This window comes from Flavobacterium sp. TS_SC_5 (assembly GCF_056156265.1).
Genome location: NZ_CM149588.1, coordinates 936,390 through 956,009, shown reverse-complemented (window position 1 = coordinate 956,009; position 19,620 = coordinate 936,390). Strand labels below are relative to the sequence as shown.

General features: G+C 34.0%; 18 protein-coding genes. 10 read left to right on the top strand and 8 right to left on the bottom strand.

The features are described from left to right. Positions 1 to 37 precede the first annotated feature (37 nt). Positions 38 to 829: a GLPGLI family protein gene (locus AC0J6S_RS04285; protein WP_474955591.1), complete on the bottom strand. Its 792-nt coding sequence runs from the start codon at positions 827 to 829 to the stop codon at positions 38 to 40. A 54-nt stretch (positions 830 to 883) separates the two neighbouring features. Beyond that, positions 884 to 1,054: a hypothetical protein gene (locus AC0J6S_RS04280; RefSeq protein ID WP_474955590.1), complete on the bottom strand. Its 171-nt coding sequence runs from the start codon at positions 1,052 to 1,054 to the stop codon at positions 884 to 886. Between the two features lie 782 nt (positions 1,055 to 1,836). On the opposite strand from AC0J6S_RS04280, the gene AC0J6S_RS04275 reads away from it, so the two are divergent. The 8 genes from AC0J6S_RS04275 (at position 1,837) to AC0J6S_RS04240 (ending at position 9,701) form a co-directional block, all read left to right on the top strand. Next, positions 1,837 to 2,280, top strand: a complete 444-nt coding sequence (locus AC0J6S_RS04275; RefSeq protein ID WP_474955589.1) for a GNAT family N-acetyltransferase — start codon at positions 1,837 to 1,839, stop codon at positions 2,278 to 2,280. Between the two features lie 10 nt (positions 2,281 to 2,290). After that, positions 2,291 to 2,752 carry a hypothetical protein gene (locus AC0J6S_RS04270; RefSeq protein WP_474955588.1) on the top strand — a complete coding sequence of 154 codons (462 nt, stop codon included), beginning with the start codon at positions 2,291 to 2,293 and terminating at the stop codon, positions 2,750 to 2,752. A gap of 119 nt (positions 2,753 to 2,871) precedes the next feature. Then, positions 2,872 to 4,341, top strand: a complete 1,470-nt coding sequence (locus AC0J6S_RS04265) for a lipopolysaccharide biosynthesis protein (RefSeq protein ID WP_474955587.1) — start codon at positions 2,872 to 2,874, stop codon at positions 4,339 to 4,341. Then, positions 4,338 to 4,772: a dUTP diphosphatase gene (gene dut / locus AC0J6S_RS04260; protein ID WP_126515260.1), complete on the top strand. Its 435-nt coding sequence runs from the start codon at positions 4,338 to 4,340 to the stop codon at positions 4,770 to 4,772. Before AC0J6S_RS04265 ends, dut begins: the two co-directional genes overlap by 4 nt. A 90-nt stretch (positions 4,773 to 4,862) precedes the next feature. Further along, a complete protein-coding gene (locus AC0J6S_RS04255) occupies positions 4,863 to 5,873 on the top strand; it encodes a sugar phosphate nucleotidyltransferase (RefSeq protein WP_474955586.1) in 1,011 nt (336 codons plus the stop codon). Positions 5,874 to 6,289: 416 nt separating this feature from the next. Continuing rightward, positions 6,290 to 7,639, top strand: coding sequence for a tetratricopeptide repeat protein (locus AC0J6S_RS04250; RefSeq protein WP_474955585.1), 1,350 nt, complete (start codon positions 6,290 to 6,292; stop codon positions 7,637 to 7,639). Further along, on the top strand, positions 7,639 to 8,424 hold the full coding sequence (gene lolB1 / locus AC0J6S_RS04245) for a lipoprotein insertase outer membrane protein LolB1 (RefSeq protein WP_474956321.1): 786 nt from the start codon (positions 7,639 to 7,641) through the stop codon (positions 8,422 to 8,424). Before AC0J6S_RS04250 ends, lolB1 begins: the two co-directional genes overlap by 1 nt. Before the next feature lie 59 nt (positions 8,425 to 8,483). Next, positions 8,484 to 9,701, top strand: coding sequence for a murein hydrolase activator EnvC family protein (locus tag AC0J6S_RS04240; RefSeq protein ID WP_474955584.1), 1,218 nt, complete (start codon positions 8,484 to 8,486; stop codon positions 9,699 to 9,701). 214 nt (positions 9,702 to 9,915) lie between these two features. Here the strand turns inward: AC0J6S_RS04240 and AC0J6S_RS04235 are convergent, their stop codons facing one another. Further along, positions 9,916 to 10,764 (bottom strand): polysaccharide deacetylase family protein, encoded by an 849-nt coding sequence (locus tag AC0J6S_RS04235; protein ID WP_474955583.1) that lies wholly within the window; start codon positions 10,762 to 10,764, stop codon positions 9,916 to 9,918. A 15-nt stretch (positions 10,765 to 10,779) separates the two neighbouring features. Next, positions 10,780 to 11,805 carry a hypothetical protein gene (locus tag AC0J6S_RS04230; RefSeq protein ID WP_474955582.1) on the bottom strand — a complete coding sequence of 342 codons (1,026 nt, stop codon included), beginning with the start codon at positions 11,803 to 11,805 and terminating at the stop codon, positions 10,780 to 10,782. Positions 11,806 to 12,083: 278 nt separating this feature from the next. Here AC0J6S_RS04230 and AC0J6S_RS04225 point away from each other — a divergent pair, with 278 nt between their 5' ends. Then, positions 12,084 to 14,162: a TonB-dependent receptor family protein gene (locus AC0J6S_RS04225; RefSeq protein WP_474955581.1), complete on the top strand. Its 2,079-nt coding sequence runs from the start codon at positions 12,084 to 12,086 to the stop codon at positions 14,160 to 14,162. Positions 14,163 to 14,184: 22 nt separating this feature from the next. On the opposite strand, the gene AC0J6S_RS04220 is transcribed toward AC0J6S_RS04225, so the two are convergent. The 3 genes from AC0J6S_RS04220 to AC0J6S_RS04210 form a co-directional block, all read right to left on the bottom strand. Next, positions 14,185 to 14,628 carry a c-type cytochrome gene (locus AC0J6S_RS04220; RefSeq protein WP_474955580.1) on the bottom strand — a complete coding sequence of 148 codons (444 nt, stop codon included), beginning with the start codon at positions 14,626 to 14,628 and terminating at the stop codon, positions 14,185 to 14,187. A gap of 3 nt (positions 14,629 to 14,631) precedes the next feature. After that, complete coding sequence (locus AC0J6S_RS04215; protein WP_474955579.1) at positions 14,632 to 15,756, bottom strand: PQQ-dependent sugar dehydrogenase; 1,125 nt, start codon at positions 15,754 to 15,756, stop codon at positions 14,632 to 14,634. A 236-nt stretch (positions 15,757 to 15,992) separates the two neighbouring features. Next, a complete protein-coding gene (locus AC0J6S_RS04210) occupies positions 15,993 to 18,323 on the bottom strand; it encodes a glycoside hydrolase family 3 protein (RefSeq protein ID WP_474955578.1) in 2,331 nt (776 codons plus the stop codon). A 374-nt stretch (positions 18,324 to 18,697) separates the two neighbouring features. Here AC0J6S_RS04210 and AC0J6S_RS04205 point away from each other — a divergent pair, with 374 nt between their 5' ends. Beyond that, positions 18,698 to 19,117 (top strand): DUF2452 domain-containing protein, encoded by a 420-nt coding sequence (locus tag AC0J6S_RS04205; protein ID WP_474955577.1) that lies wholly within the window; start codon positions 18,698 to 18,700, stop codon positions 19,115 to 19,117. Between the two features lie 143 nt (positions 19,118 to 19,260). On the opposite strand, the gene AC0J6S_RS04200 is transcribed toward AC0J6S_RS04205, so the two are convergent. Continuing rightward, positions 19,261 to 19,617, bottom strand: a complete 357-nt coding sequence (locus AC0J6S_RS04200) for a hypothetical protein (protein ID WP_474955576.1) — start codon at positions 19,615 to 19,617, stop codon at positions 19,261 to 19,263. Positions 19,618 to 19,620 lie beyond the last annotated feature (3 nt).

Here is a 19,620-nt window from a genome sequence, read left to right as displayed (position 1 = left end):
CAAAAGGTGTAAATAATTAAAGTGTTAAATAATAAAATTATTCTTCCCATTCAAATATTTTTTCATCACGATATTTCCTGCCAAATGTTGGTTTTGGTCCTTGTTGCATAGAGTTTGCCAAATGTCGAGGAAGTCTTGATTGCATTTTTTTAAAAACATAATCATTATAGTTATCCCTAAATTCTACATATTCTTTTAATGTTTTGGTCTCAACTGCTGATGGTTTTTCTAAATCACTATTTTCACATTCTATTGGATAATTAACACTTTTAAAAGTAGCTTTAAACATTTTTTCAGTATCTTCTGCTTGAAGAATAAGACCAGGTAAACCATACAACTTCCAAGGGCCATAGGGTAAAGGTATTTCTTCTGTAAACCATGCAATGTAAGTTCGCCCTCTAAAAGTACCAATTGCTTTTTTACAATTAAAATTTCCAATTTTCATTGTGTCTTCTTGTATTTTCCAATCTATTTTTATCCAAGTATCTTCATATATATAGGATTCAAATAACTTTTCTGTTTTGGATTTTCTTATTACTATTTTTTCGGAGTTAAAATTTCTATATACATTTGAACCTTGAGCATCAGTTGAACTAAAACTTAAACTAATAGAAGTACCATCCGATTCAACCTTTGACTCTGAATTTTGTTTATTATCAATTTTATCATAGACAAACTTTGATATAGAATCATTAAAAAAAAGCGTCGACTCTTTTATGATTATGCTTTCGGCTGGCAGAGTATACTCGTAATTCACATTACCACATTTTTTTTGGGAATAAGAGTATAAAGTGAATAAAGTAAATATAAATAATAGAATATTTTTCATTTTATTAAGAGTTAAGTTGAAATACCCCAAGCGTTAGCTTGGGGTAAAATAGAATTAGAAAAATAATGCAAGCAATACACTTAAAATATCACCCATTGTTGCTCCTCCGCTACAATCAAAGTAAAAACTACCATTTCCCTCAGCAGTAAAAAAACTAACAGGAAAACCGCAAACGGCATCATTATTTAATGCGTTTTCAGGAATTGAAATTGATAATTTACCCATAATTGGATTATCAATTTCATAAGTAACTAGTTTTTCAGAAACAACATCAATTGTTTCTGCTTTTGGAGTTACAACTGCATTTGTTTTTGCAAAAGCAAACGAACTAGGATAAAAGTCAAACTAAAAAATAAATTTTTCATAATAAATAAATATTTTGCTTGAATCGTTGCAAGAGCTTCTGGCTCCCTTTTAGGCAGTTAAAGATTTTCCGCTGTTGTTTTCCCTTATGGGTTGCTGCCTGTTAACTTAGGTTTGTTGAAAAACTCCAAAATAGTTGTTATTGGTTTTTGGTCAGCATCAAGTACTCTGGTTTTCAAATTTTCATTATTAAAAAGTTTCTCGAGAACTTAGGCTTGGTTTTTTGGAGACCATAGCTTTATTTTACTCCTTGCTTTGTTTTTTATAGGGTTACAGTACAGCTGAAGCAATCCCTCATAGTAGCTACTATAGTTTTTGAAAAGCAACGAGCTTTGTGTAACGTCTTACAACAAAACTGTTTAACTTTCCTGAAGTAAAACTAGGGGACTAATTGTTGTTGTGCAAACAGTTGTTGTCGTAATTCCGTGAATTCCGAGAATATTTTTTTAAATACCGGAACATCAATAATTTGAAAACATGATTTTTTCTATGAATTTAAGCTATAAGCTCTAATTATAGGTGTTGCGCGATAAATGACACTTATTAAACTTCAAAATTTTCAATTAGATTTCTCAAAAATTCACCCCATCATAACTTTCAATCTTATTCCTTTTTCTCTAATTTTACAGCGTAAAATAACAATAATGAATTTAGAAATTAGAGAGCTGACCACAATACAGGAAATGCTGGCTCAATATGAAGTTATGCTACATTTATACACCAATTTCACTTTAGAAAAATACGATTCCTATCTTACAGAAATGATTCCTCATAATTACAAACAAGTAGCCGTTTTTGAAGGGGATGTTTGTGTAGGACTTTCAGGTTTGTGGTCTGGAACCAAGCTTTGGTCAGGCAAGTACCTCGAAATTGATAATTTTATCGTTCACCCTGATCACCGCAAAAAAGGGATTGGCAAAATGATGACAGATTATGTCGATGCTAAAGCAAAAGAACTAGGTTGTACGATGATAGTGTTAGATGCTTTTACCGGAAATTATACTGCGCATCGCTTTTATTACAATCAAGGGTATATCCCAAAAGGATTTCATTTTCTTAAGATTTTAAACGAAGAAGGATTAAGCTAAATAGAAAATTATGAAAGGATATAAAATAATTTTTTTCTCTGTGATTACCGCTATCAGTCTTACTTTTTGTGCTATGAAACAAGAATTTCAAACGGAATTTCCTCAAGAAATACAATCAGTATTCTACCAAAAAGTCAAAAAAGGTACGGAGAGCAGCGGAATCAATTTTTATATCGAATTCAAAAATCCGTTGCCAGATAATATAAAACTGGAGAAAATCTACTTTCACAATCAAGAATCTGTGATAAAAGAAATCACTAAAAATACTTTTGTAGCACGTTTTTCTCAAGACAATACAAAAGAAGATTTGATTATGGATAGTAATCCTACCAAGGAATACGGCAATAAAGCGCCGGTCATTCAAAAATCTAAATTCGATTTAAAGCCCAATGAAGCAATTTTGGAATATACGAAAGAGAGTAAAACCCTTTTTTATAAAATATCGAATGTTCCAGAAAAGCCAATACGATAATTGCGCATTAGAAAAGTTTTTGTAATTGATATTTCTCTTTCAAAACAAACAGTCACATCAGCAGATTACACCAAAGAATTAGTTATTTTTGCTTCCTTAATTTTAATAAAGACACCATTTTGGGATTATATAAAAATCTTTTTAAACAGACTGCCATTTACGGATTAGCAACGGTTTTGCCGAGAATAATAAGTTTTTTATTAAATCCACTGTTTGTTATTTATTTGCCAAACAAAAGTGAAATGGGAGAAATTTCTGTAATTTTCTCGTATTTAGTTTTTTTTAATGTCATTTTATCATATGGAATGGAAACCGCTTTTTTTAGGTTTTTTAATTCCGAAGAAAACAAGAAAAATGTAATATCTACTTCTACTGTTACACTTTTTTGGTCTTCTATAGGGTTTTTAGTTATCTCATTGTTGTATAGAAAAACGCTTTCTGACTGGGCAAATATCAATGTAGAATACATTACTTATACTATTTGGATTTTGGCTCTTGATGCGTTAGCAATTATTCCCTTTTCAAAATTAAGAGCAGAAAAAAAACCTTTAAAATATGCAGCAATAAAGATTGGGAATGTTTCCGTAAATTTTTTGTTGACATTATTTTTTCTTGCCTTTTTACCAAAACTAGTTCATCAAAATCCTGACGGATTTTTAAAAACCATTTATATTGAAAACTTCCAGATAGGTTATATATTCATTTCAAGTCTTGCTGCCAGTTTACTTACGTTTATTGTTTTAATTCCCAACTACTTAAATATTTCGTGGAAATTCGATTACTCATTATGGAAAAAAATGATGAAGTATGGTTTTCCAATTTTAATAGCAGGAATTGCATTTGCAATTAATGAACATTTTGATAAAATACTTTTGGATTGGCTTCATGTTTCCAAATCTGATATTGGTGCCTATTCAGCTTGTTATAAAATAGGAATGTTTATGGTGTTATTTAGAACGGCTTTTACTTTAGGAATCGAACCATTTTTTTTCAGTCATGCCAATAATGAAAATGCACAACAGACCTATGCAACCATCACCAAATATTTTGTGATTTTTGGCTCTTTTATTTGTCTTTTTGTTATTGCTTTCATCGATTTGCTAAAACTACCACTTGTACCAAATCCAGAATATTGGGATGCAATAAAAGTGGTTCCATTAATTGTGTTAGCCAATTTTTTTCTGGGCATTTACACCAACCTTTCGGTTTGGTATAAAATTATAGATAAGACTAAAATTGGTGCATATATTTCTATTGTTGGGGCACTTATAACTTTGCTTTTAAATTATATATTAATTCCTACAATGAGTTATTATGGTTCAGCAATTGCAACTATTGCTGCTTATGGAAGTATGATGATTATCTCCTATAAAATGGGACAAAAAAGTTATCCTATTCCGTATGAAATAAATAAAATTTTCAGCTATTTAGCAATTACAATATTATTTTCAGCTATTTCATTTTATATTCCGGAGTTAAGAGAAAATTATTTTTTAAAAATAGGACTACTATTGTTATTTTTATATTTCATATATTATAATGAAAAAGAGACACTTACGAAAATATTAAAAATAAAAACAAAACAATGACAATAAACATAATCAATAAATCACAGCATGCGTTGCCCAACTATGAAACCATAGCCTCGGCAGGAATGGACTTACGTGCCAACTTATCGGAATCCATAACACTAAAACCACTGGAAAGAGCCATCGTCAAAACAGGTCTTTTTATCGAATTACCTATAGGTTACGAAGCGCAAGTGCGTCCAAGAAGCGGTCTCGCTGCCAAAAATGGAATTACGGTTCTCAATGCTCCCGGAACAGTTGATGCTGATTATCGTGGGGAAATTGGAGTTATTTTAGTAAATTTATCCAATGAAGATTTCGTTATCCAGAACGGTGAACGCATCGCCCAGCTAATCATCGCTAAACACGAACGCGCGGAGTGGATTCAAGTTCAAGAACTGACAGAAACCTCCAGAGGTGAAGGCGGTTTTGGAAGTACCGGAGTAAAATAAATTAATTTAATAATTCAAAGATTAAATAATTGAAAGATTTGTGATAATTTTTAAATTTTTCAATCGTTTAATCTTTCAATAAAACAAAACATGAAAATAATTGTCCCAATGGCCGGCCGTGGATCACGCCTTCGCCCGCATACGTTAACTATTCCTAAACCGTTAATTCCTGTTGCAGGAAAACCAATCGTTCACCGTTTGGTTGAAGATATTGCAGGAGTACTGAATCAAGATATCGAAGAAGTAGCCTTTATCATTCATGAAAGTTTTGGTAAAAAAGTAGAAGAAGAACTACTTGCTATTGCACAAAAATTAGGTGCCAAAGGAACTATTTATTACCAAAACGAAGCTTTAGGAACCGGTCACGCCATTATGTGTGCCAAAGATTCTTTGAGCGGACCAGCAGTTATCGCTTATGCAGATACGTTAATTCGTGCTGATTTCGATTTAGATAAAAATGCAGATAGCGTAATTTGGGTAAAACAAGTAGACGAACCAGAAGCTTTTGGTGTTGTAAAACTGAATGAAGCGAATGAAATAGTAGAATTAGTAGAGAAACCAGCAACTTTTGTATCCGATCTTGCCGTAATTGGAATCTACTATTTTAAAGATGTTGCGGTTCTAAAAGACGAATTACAATTAGTATTAGACAACAACATTATCCACGGTGGCGAATATCAAATAAATGACGGTATCAAACAAATGATGGCCAAAGGAATGACTTTCGTTCCCGGTAAAGTGGACGAATGGATGGATTGTGGCAACAAGAATGTAACTGTGGAAACCAATTCTAGAATGTTAGGATTCTTGCATAATGATGGGGAACATTTAGTGGATTTTGATGTCAAATTAGAGAATTCGACTATAATTCCGCCTTGTTATATCGGTAAAGATGTGGTGTTAATTAACGCAACTGTTGGTCCTAATGTATCTTTAGGAGATGGCTGTCATGTCCTAGATAGTACGATACAAAACAGTTTGGTGCAAACCCACTCTCACATTAAAAATGCGAATTTAGACAATGCAATGATCGGAAATCACGCGAGTTTCGATGGGAATTTCACCAGCATAAGTATCGGAGATTATTCGGTATTGGAGTAAAAGGATTCAATTAATCCACTAAGCAATAAGAATAAAACAATGTTGCATTTTTTACCATATAAGTCATGTAAGTTTAAGTTTCAATTGTGTTAGCCTTATGTAACTTAAACAATCATAAGGTCATTTAAGGTTTAATTCTTATATGACTTATATATTAAATAGTATTTCACTCATTTGTTAGTATGACATTAAATAGGTCCAACTACTTCAATGCTATAATCAAAAATAAAAGTATTTAATTTTAAACATACGAGTCTTGTAAGGCTATGTGGCTTCGCTTAAATGAACTATTGGTTTTAACTGAATTAATTCAAAACTTATATGACTCATATGTTTAAACAAGTATGCGACGAAATGTTATTATTTGTAATGTTAAGTGGTATTATATGATAAAGATTCAGGATTAAAAATACAGCATGAAAAAAAGCGATTTCATAATTTTATTTCTCGTTTTGCAATGCAATTCGGCTTTGCTGTGGGCACAAACGGAACCAGAGGAAATCAAGCTTGACACGGATCAGTTTCAGGAACTTTTTTATGAATCGTTGCTTCAAAAAGGGATTGAAAACTATGATAAGGCGATAGTAGCTTTGGATAAAGCCAATAAATTAAAACCCAATGATGCAGCCGTTTATTATGAATTAGGGAAGAATTATTTAGCATTAAAAGAGTATAAAAATGCCTATAATTACTTTGAAAACGCGACCAAGATTGATCCTAAAAACAAATGGTTTTGGATAGGAATGTATGATGTGAGTTATGAAACTAAAAATTTCACACAAGGAATTACCGTCATCAATAAGTTGATTGAATTTGATCCAAAATACAAAGAAGATTTGACCTCATTGTATATGGGGACCAATCAGTATGAAAAGGCTTTAGCGCTTATTCAGGAACTTAACGAAACCTATGGAAAAACAGACCGTAGAGAATTATACAAAAGTCAGATTTTATCTGTCGGGAAATTTCAAAATATGGAAATTACCAATTTGGAAGAACTGATTGCTAAAAATCCACAGGATGAGTTCAATTATATCAGTTTAATCTTTTTGTATTCTAAAAATAATGAAGAAACAAAAGCTTTTGAAACGGTTCAAAAACTAGAAAAAGCAATCCCGGATTCAGAGTGGGCGCAAGTGAGTTTATTCAAGAATTATTTGGATGCGAATGACGTAGCAAAAGCGATAAAAGCAATGAATATTGTATTGGCTAGTGCCAAAATAGATTCAAAAATTAAACATCGGATTCTAAATGAGTTTCTGATTTTTACCGATAAAAATCCGCAATATTCGCCTGATTTAGAGAAAGCTGTTGGTTATTTCGAAAATGACAAATCTGTTGATGTTGCGAAAGAAATTGGAAAATTTTATCAAGTAAAGAAACAATGGGAAAAAGCCATTATGTATTATGAAAAATCCGTTAGTAATGGAGTTGGTGATGTTGTAGAAACGCATTTACTTTTGCTTCAAGCGTATACGGAGATGAAGCAATTTGATGCAGTAGCCAAGAAAGCTATGGAGCTGGTAGAGACTTTTCCAACGCAGCCTCAGTTTTATTATTATGCCGGTTTGGCTAACAATCAGCTGCAGCAATTTAAAAAAGCTAAGGATTTATTAGAAATGGGCATGGATTATGTAGTGGAGAATAAGGAATTGGAAATAAATTTCAATATCCAGCTTGGAGAAGCCTACAATGGTTTAGGAGATTTCAAGAAAAAAGACTTATTTTTTGCTAAAGCCAATCAATTATTAAAAGAAAAAAAATGATCAAAAAAATTTCAATAGTAGTACTACTTACTATTTTTATGGTTTCTTGTAAATCGAAAGCCATTGGTATTGCAGCCGGTAATGAGCCAGTTGCAGCGGCAGAAAAAATGTCGGCCAAAAAAATAATAGAAAATCATTACAACAATAAAAACGAATTTTCTACATTATATATTAAGTCAAGTGCCCGTTATGCCGATGATAAGCTAACTCAAAATGTTACCGCTGAAATAAAAATCAAAAAGGACGAACAGATTTTGGTAAGCATTCGTTTTCTAGGAATAACAATGGCAAAAGCATTAATTACTCCTAATACTGTGAGCTATTATGAAAAGATAAATGGGAAGTATTTTGAAGGTGATTTCAGTAGCTTAAGCCAATGGTTAGGAACAGATTTGGATTATAATAAAATTCAAAATATGTTATTAGGACAGGCAATTGATGACTTGACAAAAGGGAAATATTTAGAAACGTTATTGGAACAAACGTATCGATTGGATGACACATCGAATAAAAATACAAAAAAATCATTCTTTTTAGATGCTGATAAATTCTTGGTTCAAAAACAAGAAATTACGCAAACAGCCGAAGAACGAATGATCAAAGTAGCTTATACAGATAACAAAGTATATAACGAGGCAGTATTGCCTACGAGCGTTTTAATCAATACGTTTCAGAAGAAAGGAAACACCGAAATTAATCTGGAATACAACTCGGTAACTTTCAATGAAGAACTTTCTTTTCCTTATAGTGTTCCAAATGGGTACAAAAGAATTATAATTAAGTAAATTAGCAAAAATATTTTTTCGATATGCCAAAATTTCTCCTAAGCCTAATTTTTATCTGTATGACTTCATTACTGTGGAGTCAGGAATCACAACAAGAAAAATTAGAAGAACGTAAAGCTCAAATTCAAAAAGAAATTAGAGAAAATGAAAAGTTATTACAATCTGTAAAGAAAAAAGAAAAATCGGTTGTTAACGTAATTGTCATTCAAAGCACTAAAATTAAGCTGAAAGAAAAATTAATAAATACTACTGAAAAGCAAACCAAATTACTAAATAATGACATGTATATTAATCAGGTTCAGATTAATAAATTAAAAAAAGAATTAGCTGAACTTAAGGAAGATTATGCGGAGATGATTGTGAAATCTTATAAAAGTCGTTCATCGGAAAGCAGAGCGATGTTTTTGTTATCATCTGAAAACTTTTTGCAGGCATACAAAAGAGCGCAGTATATGAAACAATATACCAGCTACCGAAAAATGCAGGGAGAAGAAATAAAAACGAAGTCTAATAAGCTTACTGATTTCAATCAAAAACTGAATGTACAAAAAACAGCAAAACAAAAACTGATTGCTGAAAATGAAAAAGAGCGCTTATCACTCGAAAAAGAGAAAAAGGAGCAATTGAAATTAGTAAACGTTATCCAAAAAGACAAAAAGAAGATTGCCCAAGAAATTAAGAAAAAACAACAGGAATATAGAACAATTGACAGACAAATCAATAAACTGATTCGTGAAGCTATTGCTGCAGCCAATAGGAAAGCGGCTTTAGAAAAAGCGAAAGCTAATCCAAGTGCTCCAGTTTCAAAAGCTGCAGTTTCATCATCCAAAATTGAGTTGACGCCTGAAGCCAAAATTATTGCAGATAATTTCAGAGCCAACAGAGGAAGATTGCCTTATCCGGTTGAAAAAGGATATGTGTCATTAGGATACGGAAATCAAACGCATCCATTGTTTAATACGATAACCGTGCACAATAGCGGTGTAGAAATCACTACTGACAAAGGCGCAAGTGCGAGAGCCGTATTTGGCGGAGAAGTAACCAGCGTTATTGTATTGTCACCAGTAAACAAAGCGGTAATGATACAACACGGGGATTATTTCACAGTGTATCAAAATTTAAGTTCTGTAAATGTTAGCAAAGGTGATAAAGTAAGTATCAAGCAAAGTTTGGGGAAAGTAAGAACCAATGGGGAAACGGGTAAAACAATCATTAAATTCTTAATCCTCCAGAATACGACTTATAACAATCCTGAGGGTTGGTTGTCTCCGAGATAACGAAAGTTACATTATAAATAAAAAAACACTATTATATTCCTTGGAATACGATAGTGCTTTTTTTATGGCTGTAATTTGTGGTTAACAAACTCATTAGAACTAAAATAATCGAAGGTTTCATAAAAACCTTTTCATCGGTTGTATCGCTAATTAGTAGTTCGTTCAATTGATTTTATTGGATAAAATAATCAAAATTAGAAGCTGTTTTAATGTGCTATTCGGTTTTAGTGAAAGAAGAATTTATCGATTTCATCATCCCTTCAGTAGACCAAGTTCCCGAAACAATAATACGCCTAATGGTATATAATGGATCTACAGGATCTCTTTTGGTCGCTAAAATATAAGCCATTTCATAACCACTTTTCTTAATTTCAGGAATTGCGGCTGTATTCCATAAACCAAATGGATAGGCAAAATCGGTTACTGGTTTTCCTATGATTTCTTCCAATTTTGCTTTTGGTTTTACCAATTGGGTATTCCAGTCATCTCCGGTATATTTTGTGACCATATGATGATCCCAAGTATGTGCGCCTACAACATGTCCGTCGTCAGATAAGCTTTTGATTTGCTCTTTGCTCATATATCCGGGACGGTTAATAGAAACTGTCATTATAAAAAACACTCCTTTAAAACCGTATTTTTTCATCTCGGCAGCGCCAATGCTGAATTGTTCTTCCCGCGTATCATCAAAGGTAATCATTACTGGATTTGGGGGTAACGGAACATCATATACGAGATAGTCGTTCAATTGATTAGGTAAAATACTATGGTAACCGGCATCAGATAAGGCCTTCATTTGCTGTGCAAAATTTGCTGGTGAAACTGTATATGTTTTTGTCATTTCACCATCTCCCGCCTTCAATTCTTTAATATTATGATAACATAAAATAGGAACTTCTTTTTTCGAAAGAATGGTCGCGGCATCAGCAGCTACTTTTTTTGGAGCTACAACTTTTGCGGGAGCAACTACAAGCGGAACTTCAGGAACTATTTTACGGGGTTCTGATTGGCAGCTCACCAATAAAAAAAGTCCAACGAAAACGGAATAAAAAATATTTTTCATGAATTCAATGGTAAATTATTGGTACTGAATGTAAATTGGTTTCGGAGTAAACTTCACTAATTCTTCTGGGCTATACATTTTCCAGTCGTTTTTATTGTCATTTTTATAAAACAATTTAAAACCAGTAAACTGAACGGGTTCTCTATATATGTAAGCCTTATAAGAATCTTTTTTTAGTACTTTACTTCCAAAACCATCCATATCCATTACGATTTGCACCTCAGGAACTTTTTTGATTTCTTTATAGTTTTTTACCATTCCTTGCGTAAAACGGTGTATTACTAACACTTTTGGAGTCAGTTTATTTTTGCGTACAATATCTGCCAAAATGGTAATCGCGTCGTTAATATCCGCTGCCGTAAAATGCCCGATTTTAGAACCTGGACGTTCTCCGTTTTTCATCGAAAATTCAGGGTCAATTCCAAGATGTACATTTGGCATAGAAAGGTATTTTTCTAATTCCGCCACTTCAGCTTTCACCGTACTGTGACCAACTTGAATATCTAAAAACACTAAGGCGTTGATGGGTTTTGCCCAACTTATTATAGTGTCAATTTGTTTAAAAGGCATGCGTAGGCGGTGCATATTATTTTTTCCCGGAGCGCCTTGAGCCGTAACAGCAATGTAGTGCAAAGCAGGAATTGTTTTTACTGTAGAATCCGCAGCCTGCCATTTTGCTACTTCACCTTGTAGTTTTGCTATCATTTCTTTTCTAGGGATTTCACCTAAAATTCCCATTCTTGTGGAATATAAATTTCCGTAATACGCAATAATTCTATTGTATGGTAATAACGCTCCCGGCAAAGGGTAGGGCGCTTTTACAGGCCATCTTCCCGTGGTATCATTATTGCTTAATGCGATCATTCTTTTGTTAAAATCAACAGTGTCAATTGTCAGAGTTGGCGTTTTTTCTTTCGTATCCGTTTTTACAGTATCTGATTTTTCTGTAGCGGTTACACCATCTGCCGCTTTTCCTTTTTCACAGGAAATGGTCATAAGCAGTAATGGAAGTGCAAGTAATGCAATAGCTGATTTTTTCATATATTAATTCTAATTTTTTTAATGTAAAGATAAAGTATTTTAGAAGCGAGAAATCATTTAGAATTGTGTTTCAACCCCTATTTATTACATAATTTACGGGTTGTAGTTTCAAATTTCTTCTAATTCAATATTCAAACGAAATCTATTTCAGATAATTGTAAGGTCGTGATTATAATTAAAAAAAAGTGTGCTTTGGTCACAATTTCAGAATAACTTTTGGAAATAAAAAGAAAAGGCTAACTTTATAAACGTTTTAACTCATTCAAATACGCAAACAATTGTTCAAAATTTCCCTTACTTTTCTTTTTTTTATAGGTTGTGCGACTGCCGTTTTTGGACAAATAAAAAAAGACACTATTGCTCTTTCAGAAGTCACGTTGAAAGGTTCACCAATCAAAAATGCACTTCAAAATGTTGCGGCATCCGTTTCAGTGATTACTACTGCCGATATTAATAAAAGTGACGGAATTATTCTGACTCCAGTTTTAAACAAAATCCCCGGCGTGACCATGCAACAAGGTGCTTTGAACACCAACAGGATTACAATTCGTGGCATTGGCGCGCGATCTCAATATGGAACCAATAAGATAAAAGCCTATTTTGACGGGATTCCTCTAACTTCTGGTGAAGGCGAAACTACGATTGACGACATTGATTTGGCAGCAATTGAAAAAATAGAAATCATAAAAGGACCAAATTCCACTAGTTTTGGATCCGGTTTGGGCGGAGTGATTCAGCTGTTTTCAAGAGAAACTCCAGTATTGGAATCGTTTGGGAAATCAACAGTCACTTTCGGGAGTTTTGGGTTGTTGCAGCAACGACTTTCGGCAGGATACAGCGATTCCAAAACGAATGTATTTACCAGTTATACGGATTTACAAAGTGACGGATTTAGAGCCAATAGTTCTTACAATAGAAAATCATTTAACCTGCACGGCAAACAAAAAATGAATTCCAAAGGCAGTTTGTCATTTTTGGGGACGTTCACTCGATTGAAAGCTTATATCCCAAGTTCTATCAATGAGACGGATTTAAAAAATAATCCGGATAAGGCAGCCGCTACTTGGGCAGCCGCACAAGGTTTTGAGTCGTATGATAAATTCATGCTGGGTTTAGGATACGATCATCAATTTTCTGAAAAATGGTCTATACAAAGCAGTGTTTTTTCTAATTTTAAAGACGCTTACGAACCCAGACCGTTTGATATTTTGGATGAAAATATAAGTTCAGCGGGTTTACGTTCCAATGTAAATTATAAAGACCGATTGTTTTCTTTGCCCTTTGAATTGAGTTTTGGTACCGAATTATTAACGGAAAAATACGATTATACTTTGTATCGAAATTTATACCAATCACAACCGGGTCAAGGAAGTATTCAAGGTGACGAATTCAGCGCCATCAAACAAAACCGAAAGTACAGCAACTACTTTTTACAAATGGAACTTTGGATTTCAGAAAAGCTGCATCTGGAAACTGGTCTGGCATTAAACACAACCAAATATTCGTTAGAAGATGTTTTCGAAAATAATTCTGACGGCCAAAAAATGCCATTCACTTTTGGAAATGTTTGGTCGCCAAGAGTTGGTTTGTCCTATAAAGTAAGGAATGGAAAAAATATATTTGCATCAGTTAGCAAAGGATTTTCGGTTCCATCAGTCGCGGAAACATTGACTCCCGAAGGTCAAATAAACACAGATCTAAAACCAGAAGTGGGTTGGAATTATGAATTGGGTTTCAAAGGAAATTGGCTTAAAAATAAAGTCTATACCGAAGTAACTTTTTACACCACACAAATTAAAAATTTATTGGTAGCAAGACGTACCGCTGAGGATCAATTTGTTGGGATTAATGCCGGAAGTAGTTCGCATTCGGGTGTTGAATTCTTGGTTAATTACAAACTTTTGGAACTAACCCAATTTCAAATTACACCCTATTTTTCAGGAGCGGTGAATAACTTTAAATTCAAAGAATTCTTGGATGGTGATGCTGATTATTCGGGAAACCAATTGACTGGCGTTCCCGAAAAGCAATTCAATTTTGGAGTAGATTTAACCACAAAAAACGGATTTAGTGTCAACACTTCTTTCCGAACGATGGGTAAAATCCCATTAAACGATTCCAATGCAAAATACAGTGCACGGTATTCGTTGCTAGATATTAAAACGACCTATGTTTTTACCATTCTTAAAATCCTAAAAACAGAGTTGAATGCCGGAATTAATAACGTTTTGGACACTAAATATGCAGCTAACATTTTACCTAACGCTGTTGGTTTTGGCACAGCAGCTCCACGCTATTTTTATCCCGGAAATCCCATCAATTATTACGGAGGCTTTTCGGTAGCGTATGTTTTTTAGATAGAAATCCTAAGTCCACATTTTATTTCTTAATAGCAGCGACTTCTTTCTCGGTTACAACTTTCGTTTGTTTATTGCTCCAGGAAGTCATAATGTAATTCATCACATCAGCCACTTCCCGATCTGTGAGTCCCATGGCAGGCATGCTGCTATTGTACTTTATTTTATTGACAACTATTTCGCCACTTTGTCCAAATTTTACCGCAGCAATACTTTCCTTTCTCTTGTTTTTCAACCAGTCAGAACCATCAAGAGGAGGGAAGTTCTTAGTGTCTCCTTTACCAGTTGCACCATGACATTGCATGCAAAAATCAGTATATATTTCTTTTCCTGGTGACTGAAGTTTTGAAACAACTGCGGCTTCAGTATTCAAGTCAATATAGTTGTTTGCGGAAAATGGGTTTTCGAAAGAGAAGCTTCCCAATACAAACACTCCAAATCCTAAAAATATTTTCGTTGTCAACATTGCTTAATTCGGTATAATTTTTACGATTCCTTTTCCTTCAACGCCCATATAAATATAGCCATCCGGGCCTTGCACAACATTACGTACGCGACCAATATCAGTAGCAATTTTTTGTCTGCCAATAACTTCATTGCCTTTCAACTTTAGTAATTCAAGGTATTGGAATTTTAAAGAACCTACCAGTAAATGTCCTTTCCAGTCTGGATATTTATCGCTGGTTACAAAAGTCATTCCGCTTGGAGCGATAGAAGGCAGCCAGTAATAAATAGGTTTTTCAATGCCCGGTTTTTCGTTTTGTTTACTGATGGTTGTTCCGTCGTAATCGATACCATAAGTAACAACAGGCCATCCATAATTTGCTCCTTTTTTTATGATATTGATTTCATCTCCACCTTGAGGACCGTGTTCATGTGCCCAAATTTCCCCTGTTGCAGGGTTTTTAGCCATTCCTTGCGGATTGCGATTCCCGTAGGTATAAATCGCTTCTTTTGCTCCGTTTTGACCTACGAAAGGGTTGTCTTTAGGAATTGTTCCATCATCATTTAATCGGTATATTTTCCCGCCGTCGCGTTTAGTATCTTGTGGATTTACAAAATGTTCCCCGCGTTCACCAACAGAAAAATACAAATAGCCGTCGTTGTCAAATACTATTCGGGAACCAAAATGCTGTCCTTTCGTAGTGTTCGGAGTCGCTTTGTAAAGTGATTCAATTTGTATGAGACTTCCGTCCAATAATTTTGCTCTAATGAGTTTAGTGTTGCCACCAGTTCCTTCGCCTTCATCGGAAGCATACGTCATATAAATCCAGCCATTTTTAGCATAATTAGGATGTAAAACGATATCTAACAATCCACCTTGTCCTCGAGAATATACTTTGGGGACGTTTTTGATTTCGGTTTTTGCTCCGTTTTTGACATGATATAAAACACCGCTTTTTTCGGTAACTAACATGCTGCCGTCTGGCAACCAAGTCATACCCCATGGAATAGCAATATCTGAAGCTACGGTTTCGAGCGTATAGTTTTTTACTTCATCTTTAATAGGAATGTCATTGGATTTTACCTGCGCCTCACAACTGAAAGAAAGAAAGGATATAATTGAAAGAGAAACTAATGCGATTTTTTTCATGAGTATGATTTTTTAGTCTTTGTAAGATATAAATCTTTTTAAAGGTAGTAAAAGAGGTTTTATAAATTCATTTTAGTATGCAATTTTGCTTAGAATTAACAAAATGAAAGGATGGAATCCTTCTTTTTAGAATCGTATTTTAAATTATAATTTTATAATTAGACATAAAAAAACCCCCAAATAGTGTCTAACTTTTTGGGGGCAGTCTATTTCAAGGTGGTTTAATTGTAATTTAGTTATTTCTTAACGCTGTACTTTGTAGTTCTGGCGTCTTTGATAACCCCTTTCCAATTTAATCCAAAACCAAAATCATACACATTTCCATCAGCATCCTTATACGGAATCATGTCATGAGGAATATCTTCTAATTGTTTTTCAACAGTGGTCATGTTCAATGGCATTTGTAAAGGCAACAATCCGGAAGGTTCTGTTTTTCCAGAAACAATATCCAATAAAGCTTCTAATTGAACGCCAAATTCTCCCACGATGGCATCAACCTCTTTTTCAAATTCACCGAAAACCATTGGATTAGAAATATTCACAGATACTAGTACTGGTTTTCCATTCATTGCTTTCTTCGTTTCCAGAATGGTGTTTAAATCTGGATAAGAATTTGATTTTGAAGTTTTATTCAAATACGAACGGTTGGTAATCGACGGGTCAATTACAGGGTCTCCAGCTGCAATACTTTGCGCTCTGGCATCGACTGCGGTATAATCTTTTAATTGCAAACTGATTGGCACATATCCGTTTCCGCCGGCTTCTCTGTCGGCTCTGCTGTATCCGCCACTTATCGGGCTTTTGATAAATACAATCGCAAAATCCGCTTTATCAGGATCTTCCGTTACGGTATAATATTTTTTAATTAACTCTAAATTAACCGGATATTCAATTTTTTCAGGAGATGGCTGACCAAAAAAGTTGATTCCTGCCGGAGTAACTCTCTTTGGAATATAAACCGTCTTTCCTTTTGCAATTGGCAACGTTTTATTTTGGTTTTTAATCATTACAACCGACTTCAACTGCGCATCGTATCCAGCTTTCATAAACTCTGGTTTTCCTACAATAGCTTTGGTCTCATTAGGATCTAAATAGGAATTTTCGAATAAACCCACTCGGAATATATTTAAAAGCAAACGAACTGCTGATTGCTCAAAACGCTTGCGCATAAATGGTTCACCGTGTTCTTTTATTCCCATTTGGTACGCTTCAAGGACTGGATTAATGTCGTTATTCCCACCAAATTGATCGACTCCTGCCATCAGAACTTTATAATGTCTTTCGGCTACACTTAATTTTTCAACACCCCAAGGTTTTCCCGAAAAAACATCCGGTTTAGCTCCTTCATCTGCAGTAATCAACCAATCGGTACAAATTACTCCATCATACTCGTATTGGTCTCTTAATAAATCCGTAATAATGTATTTACTGAATCCGTTACCCACATTCTCTCCGTATTTTTTATCCTGACCATATGAAATTGTATAATACGGCATCACCGCAGACGCTTTTTTAGTAGCGCCTTTTAATTGAAAAGCGCCTTCAGTAAAGGGTTTCAGATGGGTTTCGAAATTATTTCCAGGATACACAGCAAATTTACCATACGCAAAATGTCCATCACGACCTCCTTCTTCCGGACCACCACTTGGCCAGTGTTTAATCATTGCATTGACACTTTGATTTCCCCATCCTTCATACGCATTAATCGATTTTAGAGATGTTTGAAACCCGTCTACATAAGCTCTTGCCATATCAGTGGCGAGTTTTGGGTCTTCGCCAAAAGTACCCACAAAACGATTCCATCTTGGTTCTGTCGCCAAATCAATTTGTGGCGATAGCGCTGTCGTGATTCCCATCGCTCTATATTCTTTGGCAGCAATTGCGCCAAATTGTTCCGTGATAGCAGCATCAAAAGTAGCGGCTAGTCCTAATTCTTCCGGCCATTGTGAGATAGCGCCACCGGAACCGGCATTGTATTCAGCATCTTTATTGGCACCGTTTCGTGGATCAGAACTGTTGTTAGACGGAATTCCCATTCCAATACCTTCGACTAAAGCTTGTATATTGTTGTTCCAAGTTGCTGCAACCATTGGACTTTCAACAGAAGTCATCAACACATGACGTAAATTATCTTTGGTTAAAAATGCAATTTGCTGGTCAGACAAATCAGATGACTTTACACCACTTTTTGAAAATGGTTTTCCGTTGTAAGTTCCCGTAAACATTCCTGCTTCTTGAGCGGGAATAGCTTGATGCCTGCTGTACAACATTAAACCAGCAATTTGCTCGACTGTCATTTTAGCGGCAAGATCTTTGGCACGTTCCGCTACTGGTTTTCTCCAATCTTCATAAATATCTAACTTGCCGTTTTTGTTTAAATCTTTAAAAGCCAAACCGTCTACTTGGATGATTTTAATTCCTGATTTTGGCGAGTAGCCTAAAGTTTGACCTCCATTATTTTGGATAATAGTGTGAGAGTCTTTAGTGGTTTCAGTCCATTTTGATTGTGCCTTCAATGATACAGCTAGTAACAATAAAGACGGTAGGATAAAGATTTTTGATTTCATGATGGTTTATTTATCAGTGTAATAGCATTTTATAGTTTCCAAATGTAAAAAATAAATGTGTTATTTCGACACATTGAAAAATTATTTTTTGGTTGTTCCAATATGATGCAAAAATTAAATTAATTATTGTTTTCTGAGAGTCGAATTGTGTTGAGTATTTATGTTTTTTTGTTTAACTTTGCGTAAAAATATTTAAACAAAATATTCGTTTTTTAAAATTTGTAAACCGGCTTTTGCTTAGAGCAAAATTTGGTAACCAAAGAATACTTTTGAACAGATAAATATTTTGAATTCGTTTTGAAAAAATCATAGATAAAACAAATAGGTATTAATTACTAGTGGTTAATTATATCTTGAAATAAAAGAAAAAGTAAATGGAAGATAAAAAACCAGATAATGTTGTATACACAGTCGAAGCAGGATATAACGCTAATGTTTTGCCTTACGCAACTGGAGTTGGAGCACCCGTAATTAGAGTTGACGATGTAGTTTCTTGGAAAAGTAGAGGAATTGACAATGTAAATAAAGAGCTAGGGAATAAATTTAATGAACTCAAGCTTCAATATGAAAAGTTGATGCAAGAATACGAATGGAACGAATTAGTATACAGTGCTAAATTTTCATTTGAACCCGTTATTGGCGAAATTTATCATTTGTACAGAGATGCTGAAGGCGTAAACTTTCTTTCGTTGATAGGTCCGAACGAATGGAATAAAGAACATATTGGTACTTTTAAACTCAACAGTGATAAAAAATGGATTCTCCTGAATGTAGTTGATTCGCATTTTTATTAAGTTGAGAACGATTTAAAATTAAGAGAAATTTATTGTTGGATAAGGAAGTAGATTAAATCAAAAAAAGGGATTCCCAAATTATATTTTGGAATCCCTTTTTTTCATGCAACTCTGAATAGTAGAAATAACAAAATCTACAGTTTTTAGCAAAACATCAGGAAGTATTTAATACCAAAAACTTTAGATTCTTTAATTTTTTCAATGTCAAATTGTTGTATCATTTGATCTTTGCAATCAGTGCCAATATTTTTTTTCTCTAAGTCTGAGATATAGTTCTCTTTAACATCTTCAATGGAAATACCCATGTTATTCGCCATCCTCATCATGCTTTCATTTTTTTCTTGTAGATTAGTTTTTCTTTGTTTTTTTTCTTGCTCTTTATTTAACGTATCAAAATGGTTTTTAAAAGAATCGCTTTTAATATACTTTTCCTGCTTTTTTTTATCCCAATTATAGATGCAAATTCCTATTACTGTTATAATTATTAATGTAATTATCATATT